This is a genomic window from Dysgonomonas sp. (assembly GCF_035323175.1).
In the GTDB taxonomy this organism is placed as follows: domain Bacteria; phylum Bacteroidota; class Bacteroidia; order Bacteroidales; family Dysgonomonadaceae; genus Dysgonomonas.
In genome coordinates, this window is the sequence record NZ_DAOKYH010000006.1 from 164,594 (window position 1) to 180,299 (window position 15,706).

Here is a 15,706-nt window from a genome sequence, read left to right on the forward strand (position 1 = left end):
TCTACATTAACATTCTACTTTGTTGAGTAAATATAAGAAAATATCAAATTTACATTTGTGCTAATATAAGGTAAAGTAAATAAAAATATGATTCTAAATCCCGGTTTATATGATGATTGAATGATGGGGGAGATGATTTTGTAACAATAATTTAACCGATAGATATTCCATCTTATGTTAAATGAACGTAACTTTGTCGGTTTTGAATAACCAATAAGGTTTTAAAGACGTTAAAGATAAATAACCAATAAATAATGGAAGGTAGAAAAAAATACATAGGTCTCTCCGATAGTGAAGTGAAAGTAAGCAGGCAGAAGCATGGTGCAAATATCCTCACTCCCCCAAAAAAAGAACCTCTTTGGAAACTTTTTTTGAAAAAGTTTGAAGATCCGATCATTCGTATATTGCTTATTGCCGCATTCTTGTCCTTAGGGATTTCTATTATACATAATGAGTATATAGAGACTATCGGTATTTTTTGTGCTATTCTTCTGGCAACGGGCGTCTCTTTTTGGTTCGAAATGGATGCCAACAAAAAGTTTGACGTCCTCAATCAGGTGAACGACGAAGACCAGATTATGGTGATGCGCAACGGAAATGTAAAGCAGGTTGCAAAAAAAGATATTGTAGTTGGTGATATCGTTTTGCTTGAGATAGGCAACGAGGTTCCGGCTGATGGCGAATTGCTCGAAGCTGTATCAATGCAGATAGATGAGTCCTGCCTTACAGGAGAGCTGAGTATAGATAAAACTACAGACCCTGAACATTTCGAAGAAGGAGTTACTTATCCTTCAAACTGGGTACTTCGAGGAACGAAGGTTATAAATGGGCATGGTGTTTTTGAAGTACATCGTATTGGAGATAATACCGAATTTGGAAAAGTAGCGGTGAAGGCGACCGAAAAAGTTGAAGGTGAAACACCATTAAACCGTCAGTTAGACTCTTTGGCTAAGTTTATCGGTGTTGTTGGTCTTATATTAGCCCTTTTCACATTTTTAGTACTTGTCCTTAAGGATGTTGTTTTCGATCCTATTGTACCTATGCAAAAAAGACAACTTGCTTTGCTTGCCGGTGTAATGTTGGGGGTAGCAGTGGGCATGATAAAAGTATGGTTGCCTATTATATATGGAGGTCTCGAATTGCTCGGTAAAGACTCTAAACTTCCTAAGTCTGTGAAAGAAGGAGGATGGTTGAGGTGGCTTTTTACAGGAGCATTGTTGACGGTTGCCATTTCATCGATCGGATATATTTTTGGCGTAGATCCGCTGAATAGTAGTTCGTGGATAAATCTGGATACGGCCACAGAGATCTTACAGGCCTTTATGGTGGCGGTTACATTGGTTGTTGTTGCTGTTCCCGAAGGTTTGCCGATGAGTGTTACGCTTAGTCTTGCGCTTAGTATGCGTCGTATGTTGAAGATGAATAATCTTGTGCGCAAAATGCATGCTGTGGAAACAATGGGAGCTACCACTGTTATCTGTACAGATAAGACAGGAACACTTACTCAAAACCAAATGCAGGTTGCCAGCACTAATTTCTACGGATTGGAAGATCAGCGATTAACCGACAGCGAGATCAGCCGTCTTGTGATAGGAAATATTTCGGTAAACTCTACTGCGTTTTTAGATTTCTCAGACCCTAAGAAAGTGGCGGCTTTAGGAAATCCTACCGAAGGAGCTTTGCTGCTTTGGCTCAACAATAGTAAAATACTATATAGTAATATTCGTAACAAAGAAGCTATCATAGAGCAATTGCCATTCTCTACCGAACGTAAGTTTATGGCAACTTTTGTAGACTCTCCAAAACTCAGAAAGAAAGTTTTGTATGTAAAAGGTGCACCAGAAGTAGTTTTGAGTAAATGTAAGCACGTAATTACTACCGAAGGTCTCGTTCCTGTAAGTGAGTACAAAGAAAAAATTAATAGTCAGCTATTGCAATATCAGAATCAGGCAATGCGGACTCTCGGTTTTGCATATCAGTATGTAGATGATGCAAAAGCGGCTGTGGAAGATTTGATTAAAGGAGAATTAATATTTCTTGGAATAGCAGGTATTTCCGATCCTGTACGTTCTGATGTTCCTGAGGCTGTGCAACATTGCTTGAGTGCGGGTGTCGGCGTAAAAATTGTTACAGGCGACACGTATGGTACGGCTAAAGAAATAGGACGTCAGATTGGTATTTGGAAGGATGATGAGGATACCGATCTGAATATTATTGGCGGTGTTGATTTCGAAAAACTCTCAGATGAGGAAGCGCTCAATAGAGTGCAAGGCTTGAAGATAATGTGTCGTGCTCGTCCGACAGATAAGCAACGGCTTGTGCATCTCCTGAAACAGAAAGGGGAGATCGTTGCTGTTACCGGTGACGGGACAAACGATGCTCCTGCTCTCAATTATGCTGATGTAGGCTTGTCTATGGGCTCGGGGACTTCAGTTGCCAAAGAGGCGAGTGATATAACCCTGCTTGACGATTCGTTCAGTAGTATTGCTACTGCTGTGATGTGGGGACGTTCGCTCTATAAGAACATACAGCGCTTTATGCTGTTCCAGTTGACTATCAACGTGGCTGCACTTTTGATCGTGTTTTTGGGTTCTGTGTTTGGACAACAATTGCCGTTAACCGTAACGCAGATGCTTTGGGTAAACCTGATTATGGATACTTTTGCGGCCGGAGCATTAGCTTCATTACCACCTGACCCGAATGTGATGAAAACTAAGCCTAGGAAGAACAGTGATTTTATCGTGACGCCTTCCATTGCTAAACATATTCTTTTTACAGGCGTAATGTTTGTTATATTACTTCTCGGAATGATGTATTATTTTTCAGATACTGTTCACTTGAATTCATTCTTTAGCTATGTTGCCGAAGGAGACAGGGAGCGTTACTTCTTGTCGTATTTCTTTACAGTCTTCGTTCTACTACAATTCTGGAATATGTTTAATGCCAAAGCTTATGCAACAGGCAAATCCGCTTTTGCCGGATTAAATAAAAGCGCAGGCTTTGAGTTGGTAGCTTTAATTATTCTTGTAGGACAGATATTGATCGTTACTTTTGGCGGCGATGTATTTCGTACTATGCCGCTAACCATTCAAGATTGGGGCATTATTATAGGCGGCACATCTGTTGTTCTCTGGATTGGCGAATTGATTAGACTGATAAGAAAAAAATGATTTGACAAATAAATATATATTTCCCTGACAATCTTTTCAGGTTATATTAAATAGGCTTATCTAATGTGGAAGTTAGATAAGCCTATTTTAAGATTGAAATAACCTTTTAAGTTAAAAAAGTATCGTTTTTTGAAAGTTTGTTGCTAATAATTCGTCAAAAATATGTATATTTGCGCGCAATAAATTTCAAAAGCTCTTTAATATATGTCGTTTATTGCAGATAAAGTTGTAATGGATGGATTGACATTCGATGATGTATTGTTGATCCCCGCTTATTCAGAAGTTCTCCCCCGCGAAGTCGATTTGTCGACAAATTTCTCACGCAATATCAAATTAAATATTCCGTTCGTTTCGGCTGCAATGGATACTGTTACCGAGGCTAAGCTTGCTATCGCAATAGCTCGTGAAGGTGGTATAGGCGTTATACATAAAAACATGTCTATAGAAGCTCAAGCGCAGCAGGTTCGATTTGTTAAACGTGCAGAAAACGGAATGATCTCAAATCCTGTAAGTATTCTTCGAGACAAAACAGTTGGTCATGCCTTGGCAATGATGGCTGAATACAAAATCGGGGGGATTCCTGTTGTGGACACAAACAACCGTTTGGTTGGTATTGTGACCAATCGTGACCTGCGCTTCAGACGTGATATGAATGAGTTGATCGATGATGTGATGACAAAAGAAAATATCATTACAACACGCCAGACTACAGACCTTGAAGCGGCAGCAGATATTCTTCAACAACATAAGATAGAAAAACTACCTGTAGTTGATGCCGATAATAAACTAATCGGACTAATCACATACAAAGATATTACAAAGGCAAAAGATAAACCATTTGCCTGCAAAGACGAAAACGGACGTTTGCGTGTTGCTGCCGGTGTAGGAGTAACCTATGATACTTTAGAGCGTGTTGATGCTCTTGTACAGGCCGGAGTGGATGCAATTGTTATTGATACTGCACATGGACACTCAAGAGGTGTGGTTGAAATGTTGAAAAAAGTAAAAGCTACTTATTCCAACATCGATATTGTTGTGGGTAATATAGCAACAGGCGATGCTGCAAAATATCTGGTTGATGCCGGAGCAGATGCAGTAAAGGTGGGAATCGGTCCGGGTTCAATCTGTACTACTCGTGTAGTTGCAGGTATCGGAGTTCCTCAGTTATCGGCTATCTATGATGTTGCTAAAGCGCTGAAAGGGACAAATGTTCCGTTGATTGCGGATGGAGGTTTGCGCTATTCGGGAGATATTGTGAAAGCTCTTGCTGCAGGAGGCTACTCTGTTATGATGGGGTCGTTGCTTGCCGGAGTAGAAGAGTCTCCGGGCGAAACAATTATTTTCAATGGACGTAAGTTTAAGTCATATCGTGGTATGGGTTCTTTGGAAGCAATGGAAAAAGGCTCAAAAGACCGTTATTTCCAAGATATGGAAGCTGATATTAAAAAGCTTGTGCCAGAAGGTATTGCTGCCCGCGTTCCTTTCAAAGGGTCGTTGTTTGAGGTTGTTTACCAGATGACCGGCGGTCTTCGTGCCGGAATGGGATATTGCGGAGCAAAGAATATTGATGAACTGCACAATGCTAAGTTTACTCGTATCACGAATGCTGGTGTTGCAGAAAGTCATCCTCACGATGTTGCTATTACAAGCGAAGCTCCAAATTACAGCAGAGGAGAATAAAATTTGATTCGACAAAATTTATTATAATAGGAATGGCTACCAATCGGTAGCCATTCCTATTTATTGATATTCTATCATCTTGTTCGATGGTATTACTTCTGCTAACTAATCGTTACTCAGACTAAAAAAAACTATTGGTATTCCTTTATTTTAGAATATTTTAAAACATTGTGAGCCTTTATTTCTTGTATCTTTGCTTTTTATACAGTTTATCAGCTTGATATATGAATAAAAGACGACTTATATTCTTTCTTATCACACTACATGCTACTTTCTATCTGCATGCACAGCAGGTAGACCCTGTCGCTATTCAGATTGACGGAAAACCTGTATTGAAATCGGAATTGGAGAAAGCTTACAGAGAAAGTAATGCCTCAAGACCTGCTGCTGAAAAAGAATCTCTTGCCGACTTTGTTCAATCTTATATAGATTTTAGGTTGAATATTGCAGAGGCTAAAGCTCAGCGAGTGGATACAACCGGAAATTATATAAGAGATTTATCTGCGGCAAGAGTAGGCATGTCTCGTAAATATATGCAAGATACGATTTACGAAAATGATTATTTGTTGAAGATATATAATAGGATGCAGCAAAACGTGGAAATAAATCACGTGCTTGTCCCATTCGAAGAAAAAATAATATATCCTGCCGATACAGTCGTTCTATACCAAAAAGCGATAGAGCTGCAACGCAGATTGTCTAAAAATGGATTCGCTGCCGAAGGGTATAATAAAGTATTGTCGTCTTCTACTGTTTTGGATTATAATCAACAAAACGGCTATATTGGCTGGGTTGCTCCTTTTATGTTTAATGCTAAAGTAGAGGAGGCGATTTACTCTCTTCCTGTTAACGAGGTCAGTATGCCAATAAGATGTTCGGATGGATATCATATTATACAGGTCTTAAATAAACGCCCTGCTGTAGGTTCGGTGGATATCGAGCAAGTATTATTTAATTTTTCCCGTATCCCTGCCGACCTCAATCAAATAGACAGTGTGGGGAAGGTTGCTTGGAGAGAATATCGGAATATGCGTACAGCTTCAGATTATCAATCGTTGTGTCATGAGTTTACTCGTGTAATGCAAATGGGTGAAAAAGGGTGCCATTTTGGAGTTCTAAATTTGGAATCCCGTCTATCTCCAGCTTTTATAGAAGCAGCATTTAATCTCAAGAAAGAAGGAGATGTGAGCGAACCTGTACAATCGGAATATGGATATCATATTATCCGGCTGCTGAAAAAAATTCCGGTTCCGTCTTATGCTGATATGAAGAGTTCGCTGAAAGCTCGCATACTAGAAAGTGACAAGTCGGAAGAAATGACTATTGAGAAACGGAAAAGAATGTCACAAGAATTAGGTTTTAACTTCAATCGTGTGGCTTATGACAGACTGAATGAAATAGCAAATAAGATATCTCCTAAAGATTCTTCTTTTTTGAAAAATGTTGATAATAATAACGATATTTTATTTTCGTTTGGAGATAAGAAGATGTATACTGTTGCTAACTTTGTTGAATATATTCGATTGAGGCAAAACTTGATGGTTAATAAGCCGACCGATGCTCCTGAAACGGTAGTATATACTGAGGCTATCAATAATTCGTTATCCACAGATGTGTTGAAAGAATATTTTAATGCATATTATTCACGTTGCCTGACTGATTATTATTACTTATCTCTACCAGATAGAGAATCTGAATATAAGAAGCGATTAGATGAAATTTCAAATGGACTTTTATCTTTTGGCGTAATGAATAAGAATATATGGGAACGTGCCGCTACTGATGAAAAAGGTTTGTCGGAATATTTCAAGAAAAATAAAAGTAAATATTCTCTTGGCGGAACAAAGTATAGAGGGCTGATTGTTTATGCAAAAGATGAAAAAGCACTAACTGTTGCTACATCATTGTTCAAGAGTGAGAAGAACAGAGATGTTCTTATTGAAAAAATAAGACATGCTCTGAATAAAGATTCTCTTAGGGTGCTGATGGAACCCGGAATATGGGCTAAGGGCGAAAACCCGTATGTAGATAATAAGGTCTTTGAGGGAAAAGAAGTAAAAGCAAAAATAGGGTATCCGTACTTTATTGTTTTGGGTGACTTTGTTTCAAAGCCAATAGACTATAATGATGTGAGACATGCTGTTGAGTCTGATTATCAAGCTCAGCTCGAACAACAATGGAAGGCTGATTTACGCAAGAAATATAAAGTGGAGATAAATAATTCTGTATTGAATACAATAAAATGAGAATCTATAATATTATTATAATATCTGCATCAATTTTGATATCTATGCTGTCATGCAGTAAAGGAAGTACTGATGCACCTGATCTGAGCCAAGTTCCTGTAGTTACTGTCGGGGATAAAACCTTGTATATGGACGAGCTCAACAATACGGTTCCTCGCACACTCTCTTCGCAAGATAGTACTGCCGCTGCAGATGCATACATAAAAATGTGGATAAATGATCAGTTGCTGTATGACAAGGCGAAAAAAAATATAGTAAATAAAGAGGAGATAGAACGATTGATAGAAAATTATCGGAAAACTCTTATTTCGAATTTATATCAAGAGCAATTGTTGACGGAGCATTTATCAAAATCCGTATCCGATGGGGAATTGCAATCTTTTTATGAACAGAATAAAGAAAAGTTGAAGCTGAAAGAAAATATAATAAAGGGGCTATATCTGAAAGTTCCGATTGACTCAAAAGAACTCAATAATTTTCTGAAGTGGTATAAACAACCGACCGATGCAGCTGTAGAAAATATAGAAAAGAATACATTGAAGAATGCAGTTGGATACGAATATTTCTACAATAGGTGGGTTAGCTTCAACGAGATTATAGATAATATGCCACTGTCTGTGGATAATGGGGCAGACTTCTTGAAAATCAACAAGAATATAGAAGCCCGGGATTCTTCATTCGTATATCTTTTGAATGTGAAAGAGTACAGGACTGTGGGAAGTGAGGCTCCTTATGAGTATATAAAAAATCAATTGATGGAAATTTATACAGAACAAAGGAAAAGTGATTACCTCAATAAGGTGCAACAGGACTTGTATAATAAGGCCATTTCGGATAATGAAATTAAGTTTTATAATAAGTAGACTATAACTTCTTTTTTTACGTTAAGAAAAAGTGATACATTATCACTATATTTACGCCACTTTTTAATAAACAGACAAAAATGATGCAAAAGGCAAGAAAATTAATTTTATTAATAATACTATTGGGGTCGGGTATTTTATCCTACGCTCAGAATAATGTTATAGATGAAATAATATGGGTAGTAGGGGATGAAGCTATCCTGAAATCGGATGTGGAAAAAGTTCGCTTGGGGATGTTGTCCCGCGGAGAACGCATCGAGGGAGACCCTTATTGTTTGATTCCGGAGCAACTCGCTGTTCAAAAGCTGTTCCTCGATCAGGCAAAGATAGATAGTATAGAAGTGCCGGCATCAGCAGTTAACAGCCAGCTATCGAGATACGAGAATAATGTTATTGCCAATCTGGGTTCAAAAGAGAAAGCCGAAGAATACCTAGGCTCTACTATGGCACAGCTCAGGGACGAATGGCGCGAACAAATTCGTAATGAATATCTGGTTTCAGAAGTAAAGAAGAGCTTGGTGGGTAAAAAGACGAATCTGACTCCTTCCGAAGTTCGAAAATATTACGCTCAGCTGCCAAAAGATAGTTTGCCTTATATCCCTACAATGGTTGAAGTGCAGATTATTACGAATGAACCTGTGATTCCATTAAAAGATATTGATCAGGTAAAAGATCGACTGAGAGATTATACAAACAGAATAAACTCGGGAACTGCCGACTTCGCTACTTTAGCAATTATGTATTCCGAAGATCCGGGTTCGGCTCCAAATGGTGGTGAACTGGGCTTTATGGGACGTGCCGAGTTATTGCCGGAGTTCTCAAGTGTAGGATTTTCTTTGTCTGATCCTAAAAAAGTATCAAATATTGTAGAGACTGAATACGGCTTCCATATTATTCAATTGATAGAAAGAAGAGGTGATAGGGCTAACTTCCGCCATATACTACTTCGTCCGAAGGTATCGACAGAAGATATGAATAAAGCAAAATTCAGACTAGACTCTATTGCAAATGATATAAGGGCAAACAAGTTTACTTTCGAAGATGCTACAGTCCTATCTTTCGATAAAAATACAAGAAAGAATAACGGTTTGATGGTAAACTACAAAGAGAGTACAAACTATGGTACTCCTCGCTTTACAATGGAAGAACTACCGACCGAAATAGGCAAGATTGTAAACAATATGAAAGTAGGAGATATATCGCCTGCATTCACAATGAAGCAGAATAGCGGTAAAGAAGTTGTTGCCATTATAAAGTTGAAAAGCAAAACCGAAGGACATGTCGCAAATGTTTCTGACGACTATCAGACATTGAAAGCGATTGTAGAAAACAAAAAGCATGAAGAGGTTCTGAAAAAGTGGCTCCAAACAAAAATAAAGAGTACTTATGTAAGAATAGATAAGGATTGGGAAAACTGTGATTTCCAATATCCCGACTGGATTAAAAAAGATCAGGCTAGCAAGTAAATATAACAAGTGTTTAAGAAATTTATTACATACATAACTCAAAGGCATAGAATATCTGCAATCAGTGTTTTATGCCTGATTGCTATTTATGCATCGGCACAAATGATGATTTCTCCACATATGAATGTGGATATTTCTCAGGTGCCTCAAAAGCCTCAGAGTCAGCAAAAACCTCAACAGGCAAAAGGAAAGCAGAAAGTAATAGACATTGTATTTAGCAAGGAGCTCTTTACCCGAGCGGGTTCAGATGTTAAGATATTGAAAGATAGTGTTATATTCTTTCACGATGGGGCGTATCTGTATTGCGATAGTGCCTACTATGACGAAAAGATGAACTCTTTTAATGCATTTAGTAACGTACGGATGGAACAGGGCGATACCCTATTTCTCTACGGCAACTATATGCATTATGATGGAAATACAAGAGTTGTAATGTTCAGAGAGAATGTACGTCTCGAACATGGTAGCGGAACACTCTTTACCGACAGTTTAAATTATGACCGTATGATGAATATCGGTTATTACTTTGATGGAGGTATGCTTGTCGATTCGTTGAATGAGCTTACGTCCTACTGGGGGCAATATGAGCCTGCACTCAAGCTGGCAACATTCAAGGACAGCGTGATTCTTGTGAACAATAAGTTTAAGCTATACTCCGATCGTCTCAAGTATAATACGGATACTAAGATTGCAACAATCTATACTCCTACCAAAATTGTTTCCGACAGTGGCATTATTTATTCCAGCAAAGGGTGGTACAATACTGCAACCGAGGAGTCCCTCTTGTTGGATCAATCCACGATTGTAAACAAGCAGGGTAATCGTATATTGAGAGGAGATTCCATCTCGTACCATAAGGCAAAAGGATATGGCGAGGTATTTGGCAATATGTTTTTGCAAGATACGACTAAAAAAGTTATCCTAAGAGGTCATTATGGTTTCTATAATGAGTTGACAGACTATGCGCTGGCTACCGATTCGGCTTACTGTATCGAGTATTCGCAAGGCGATACACTATATATCCATGCCGATACTCTTAAGCTGATTGCAATAGTAGATAGCATCAAACCCACCAATCAGAAGATACAAAAGCATACTAAAGTCGCTGTGGATTCTTTACATAGCGATTCTATAGGTAAGCTTCATTCCGATTCCTTGCATACTCAGCCGGTAAATATATCTTCTTCGCTCGAATCTTTGCCATCGGCATTACCTCCCGCGAAAAAGGAAGAACCTAAAGTGACTACTTACCGAGAGATAAAGGCATATTACGGAGTGCGTTTTTATAGGTCCGACATGCAGGGGGTTTGTGACTCTTTACAGTTCAACTCAAGAGATTCTATACTCCATATGTATAAGGACCCTGTGCTGTGGAATACAAACAGGCAACTATATGGCGATACGATAGACATTTATATGAATGATAGTACAATCGATCATATGCATGTCAAACGATATAGTTTCTCGATAGAGCAAAAAGACTCGCTACATTACAATCAGTTGAAATCGCGTTCTATGAAGCTTTTCTTCCAGAATAAACAACTGCAAAGAGTATTGGCAGAAGGAAATGTGGAAACAATATCGTATCCCGAAGAGAAAAATAAGGAACTGTCAGGTATTCTCAATTGGCTTGAAAGCAGTTATCTACAGATATTCATGAAGGACGGAGCATTCGAGAAGCTTGTTACCTGGCCAAAATCTGTAGGGAAAACAACACCTTTCGACCTGATTACTCCCGAACAATTGCGTTTAACAGACTTCTATTGGTACGATTATTTACGACCTTTAGATAAAGATGATATATTCAGGAAAGTTTCTCGTAAAGCATCAGATGTAAAACCTCAACGGAGTAAAACATCTGTCTTTAATCGGGAAGAATAACCATAGAATAATAATGAGTGATATAATACATCTTTTACCCGATTCTATAGCCAATCAAATCGCGGCAGGAGAGGTTATTCAACGGCCTTCGTCAGTGGTGAAGGAATTGGTTGAAAATGCCATCGATGCCGGTGCAGAAAGTATACAGCTTATCATTAAGGATGCCGGCCGTACACTGATTCAGGTGATAGATAACGGAAAAGGAATGTCGGCAACAGATGCCCGTATGGCCTTTGAACGGCATGCTACATCTAAGATAAGAAAGGCGGATGATTTGTTTGATCTTCACACCATGGGGTTCAGGGGTGAGGCTTTGCCCTCTATTGCCGCTATCTCGCATGTGGAAGTTAAAACAAGAAGGGCAGAAGATGAGCTCGGTACTTTGCTGCAAATAGCAGGGTCGAGAGTCGAAAGTCAGGAGCCTGTGGCTTGTCCCGTAGGGAGTAATTTCTCTGTAAAGAACATATTCTATAATGTTCCTGCCCGTCGTAAATTCTTGAAATCGAACGATACTGAACGTAGAAATATTCTTACCGAACTGGAGCGTATTGTTCTGGTCAACCCTTCCATTGAATTTACTTTTATAGATAATGATGTAGAGGTACTAAAATTCCCGGCTGGAGGTTTACGGCAGCGTATCGTTAATGTTGTAGGTAAGAACTTCAATCAGCAGCTTATCTCTATTGATATAGATACTTCTCTGGCTAAGATAACCGGCTTTATTGGTAAGCCCGAATCGGCACGAAAAGCCAGAGCCCAGCAGTTCTTTTTTGTGAATAACAGGTATATGCGTCATGCATATTTTAATAAGGCTGTACAGTCTGCATTCGACCCTTTGATTCTGAACGGCGAGTATCCAAACTATTTTATTTATTTTCAAGTTGATCCTTCTACTATTGATGTAAATATACATCCGACAAAGACAGAGATAAAGTTTGAAAATGAACAGCCTATCTGGCAAATTCTTACCGCAGCCATCAAGGAGGCATTGGGTAAGTTTAATGAAGTACCTACAATCGATTTTGATACCGAAGGAGCTATAGATATACCGATACACGATCCTTCAAAAAATATATCTCAGCCTCGTGTAAATGTAGATCCGTCATATAATCCATTCAAGTCGCCCGCAAGGACAAACTATCAGCGTCCAAAGTTCGATTTGGATCAGTTATACAAAGGATTTGAAAGTGATAAAAATACTGCCGATTTTTCTACAGAGGTTGCCCCCGATGTTGATATTTTTAGTCAGCAACAAACAGGCGATTCTGAAAAGATAGTTCCCGAAATGGTGGTACATTATCAATACAAGAACCGCTATATCCTTACCTCCGTTAAATCGGGGCTAATGCTTATCGATCAGCATCGTGCTCATATTCGTATATTGTTCGATCAGTTTTTATCTCAGATAGAGCATAAAAGAGGTATCTCACAACGGGCACTATTCCCCGAGATTATCGAGCTGTCTCCATCAGAGGCTGCTATGATGCCTTATCTGACAGACGATCTTGAGGCTGTAGGCTTCGATCTGAGTCATTTAGGGAATAATTCTTATGCTATAAATGGTACACCTGCCGAAATAACAAATATAGACTCTGTACAGCTTGTACACAACATGATAAATAAGAGTATAGAGAGCGGTAGCGATGTAAAAGAGGAAATACGCGAAGCACTAGCACTTTCGATGGCTTATGCTGCATCAATCCCTTATGGGCATACGTTGTCTACAGAGGAGATGAATAAGATTGTCGATCAGCTTTTTGCTTCCTCTGCATATAAACATACTCCTGATGGAAAAACAATTATCTCTATGCTCGAAGATGATGCGATAGAGAAAATGTTCAAGTAAATCTTAAACTATTTATCTATGAGAAAGGCGAAAATTATCTCTCTCATCTTTAGTATCTTTTTTATTTTAGGGCTATGTGCCTACTACTTTTATCCATCAACGACAGTCTCTACCGATAAGGCTAAGGCTACTCGGGAAGAACAGATAGAAGATGGCGATATAATCTTTCAGACTTCACTCTCGGCTCAGAGTGAGGCTATTCAGCAAGCTACAAACTCAAAGTATTCTCACTGTGGCATTATTTATAAGAATAATGGTAGATTCTATGTCTATGAGGCTGCTGAAACTGTAAAGCTGACTCCTTTAGATGAGTGGGTAGCAAAGGGAAAGGATGGTCATTATGTAATCAAACGGCTAAGGATTGCAAATCAGATATTAACCTTTAACACGTTGAAGAAAATGAAAGAGGAGGGGGCTAAATTTTTAGGAAAAAGTTATGACTCTGCATTTGACTGGTCGGACGAAAAAATATACTGTTCTGAACTTGTCTGGAAAATATATAAGCGAGGAGCAGAAGTTGAAGTTGGCAAGCTCCAGTACTTAAGAGACTTTGACTTGACAGGAGAAGAAGTCCAACAGAAACTAAAAGAACGATACGGAGATAAAATACCGAAAGATGAGGTTGTAATTTCCCCCGCATCTATTTTTAATAGTAGTATGTTAGAGACGGTTATTTCTCATACTCTATAAGATACAAAAAGCAGAATATTCGAATATTCTGCTTTTTGTATTTATAATAAAATTATACCAGTGTTATTTATTCAACAGCTTCTTTACTGTTTCAGAAATAGCTTTTCCGGCAGCAATACCTGCAAGAGCTTTTGTGGCTACACCCATCACTTTACCCATATCAGCAGGAGATGAAGCTCCTACCTGAGCTATAATTTCGGTGATTCTTGCATCCAGTTCTTCTTGTGATAATTGCTTTGGCAGATATGCTTCTATAACAGCAATCTGTGCTAATTCATCTCCGGCCAGGTCTTCACGACCCTGATTCTTATATATTTCTGCGCTATCTTTACGTTGCTTCACCATCTTTTGCAAGATAAGAGTTGCTGCTTCGTCAGATAATTCATCATTAGCTCCTTTCGCTGTTTTTGCTTCAAGAAATTCTTTTTTGATTCCTCGCAACGCCTCTAGTCTTATTTTGTCCTTTGCGCGCATTGCGTCTTTGATATCTTCGCTTACTTTATCAAATAAGTTCATTGTTGTATTTTTTATTATGATTTAGTCATTAAAAAGGCCACCTTGTTTCTTCATTTCCGGTTTGTATTCGCTTGGGTTGAATTTCTCATCACGTTTGAATACCGGAGTATTTTCCAAAGCGTCAATAATCTTATCATTATCCAATTCATCTGTAGATAGGATAATCGGCTTTTGTCCGAAAAACGAAGAACGGACAGCTACAGTTTGCACGCCATCTTTTCCGTAATGTTTTTCAATCATTTCGTTGATACGGCGTTTTTCTTCTTCTTCCTGCCTGATTCTTTCTTCCTCTTCTTCCTCATCAATTTCGATAAGATCACTTTCCATGCCCGGGATACTCGACATACCGAATCCTGTAGCCAGTAAAGTTATTTTTACCTGCTTGCCTAGATTTTTATCTATAGCAGTACCCCAAATAACTTCTATCTCTGGGCCAAAGCGCTTCATAAAGTTGGCAACAGCTTCCATCTCTTCTACTATTAGCGGTTCTTCTTCGCTCGAATAGATATTAAATAGAATCTTCTTGGCATCAAATACATCATTGTTATTCAATAATGGAGAGTGAAGTGCGTTTACAATAGCATCTTCCACACGGTTTTCTCCTTCGCCTCGTCCGCTACTCATAATGGCTACACCGCCATCTTTCAAGATGGTTTTCACATCGGCAAAGTCCAGATTTATATGTCCGTGTACTGTGATTATCTCCGCAATACCTTTAGCTGCGATTGTGAGTGTATCATCAGCTTTTGCAAAAGCATTGGGGATAGTCAGGTCGGCATAGATATCAATCAGTCTCTCATTGTTGATCACAAGCAGTGCATCAACGTTGCGTGCTATATTTTCTACACCTTTCAGTGCTTGTATAATCTTTTTACGGCCTTCGAATACAAATGGTATAGTAACGATACCAACTGTAAGTATTCCCATATCTTTAGCAATACGCGCTACTACAGGAGCTGCTCCTGTTCCGGTACCACCTCCCATTCCGGCAGTGATAAATACCATTTTGGTTCCATCTCCCAATAGTTTTTCCAAATCTTCACGGCTCTCTTCTGCCGCAGCTTTTGCAACTTCGGGGCGGTTTCCTGCTCCAAGTCCTTCCGTGGTTTTTCTTCCCAGTTGGACACGTGTTTCTACCGGAGATTCGCACAATGCTTGATTATCGGTATTGCACAATGCAAACGATACATCATGTATACCTTCATTAAACATGTGATTTACGGCGTTACCACCACCACCACCTACACCTATAACCTTTATGATTGTCTGAGTTTTTCTTGGGAATTGAAAATCCAGTATTTTTTCATCCATATCTTAGCGTATTTGTTTTGTTATAACTTAAGGGATT

At 38.8% G+C, this 15,706-nt stretch carries 10 protein-coding genes; 8 read left to right on the plus strand and 2 right to left on the minus strand.

What is annotated here, in order from left to right; genetic code table 11:
* Nucleotides 1-254 precede the first annotated feature (254 nt).
* The 8 genes from PKC55_RS09575 to PKC55_RS09610 all read left to right on the plus strand — a co-directional run bounded on the left by PKC55_RS09575 (nucleotide 255) and on the right by PKC55_RS09610 (nucleotide 13,842).
* Nucleotides 255-3,170, plus strand: a complete 2,916-nt coding sequence (locus PKC55_RS09575; RefSeq protein ID WP_291130350.1) for a calcium-translocating P-type ATPase, PMCA-type — start codon at nucleotides 255-257, stop codon at nucleotides 3,168-3,170.
* Nucleotides 3,171-3,374: 204 nt separating this feature from the next.
* Entirely contained in the window at nucleotides 3,375-4,850 is a 1,476-nt protein-coding gene (gene guaB / locus PKC55_RS09580; RefSeq protein ID WP_135106728.1) for an IMP dehydrogenase, read from the plus strand.
* A gap of 224 nt (nucleotides 4,851-5,074) precedes the next feature.
* Nucleotides 5,075-7,096 (plus strand): peptidylprolyl isomerase, encoded by a 2,022-nt coding sequence (locus PKC55_RS09585; RefSeq protein WP_291130344.1) that lies wholly within the window; start codon nucleotides 5,075-5,077, stop codon nucleotides 7,094-7,096.
* Between the two features lie 44 nt (nucleotides 7,097-7,140).
* On the plus strand, nucleotides 7,141-7,959 hold the full coding sequence (locus tag PKC55_RS09590; protein ID WP_291130341.1) for a peptidylprolyl isomerase: 819 nt from the start codon (nucleotides 7,141-7,143) through the stop codon (nucleotides 7,957-7,959).
* 80 nt (nucleotides 7,960-8,039) lie between these two features.
* A complete protein-coding gene (locus PKC55_RS09595; protein ID WP_185146749.1) occupies nucleotides 8,040-9,425 on the plus strand; it encodes a peptidylprolyl isomerase in 1,386 nt (461 codons plus the stop codon).
* Nucleotides 9,426-9,530: 105 nt separating this feature from the next.
* Nucleotides 9,531-11,306: an OstA-like protein gene (locus PKC55_RS09600; RefSeq protein ID WP_291130381.1), complete on the plus strand. Its 1,776-nt coding sequence runs from the start codon at nucleotides 9,531-9,533 to the stop codon at nucleotides 11,304-11,306.
* Between the two features lie 13 nt (nucleotides 11,307-11,319).
* A complete protein-coding gene (gene mutL, locus PKC55_RS09605; RefSeq protein WP_291030772.1) occupies nucleotides 11,320-13,152 on the plus strand; it encodes a DNA mismatch repair endonuclease MutL in 1,833 nt (610 codons plus the stop codon).
* Nucleotides 13,153-13,170: 18 nt separating this feature from the next.
* Entirely contained in the window at nucleotides 13,171-13,842 is a 672-nt protein-coding gene (locus PKC55_RS09610) for a YiiX family permuted papain-like enzyme (protein ID WP_291130338.1), read from the plus strand.
* Nucleotides 13,843-13,905: 63 nt separating this feature from the next.
* On the opposite strand, the gene PKC55_RS09615 is transcribed toward PKC55_RS09610, so the two are convergent.
* On the minus strand, nucleotides 13,906-14,358 hold the full coding sequence (locus PKC55_RS09615; RefSeq protein ID WP_291130335.1) for a GatB/YqeY domain-containing protein: 453 nt from the start codon (nucleotides 14,356-14,358) through the stop codon (nucleotides 13,906-13,908).
* Nucleotides 14,359-14,379: 21 nt separating this feature from the next.
* Nucleotides 14,380-15,669 carry a cell division protein FtsZ gene (ftsZ, locus tag PKC55_RS09620; RefSeq protein WP_135106740.1) on the minus strand — a complete coding sequence of 430 codons (1,290 nt, stop codon included), beginning with the start codon at nucleotides 15,667-15,669 and terminating at the stop codon, nucleotides 14,380-14,382.
* Nucleotides 15,670-15,706: the final 37 nt, after the last annotated feature.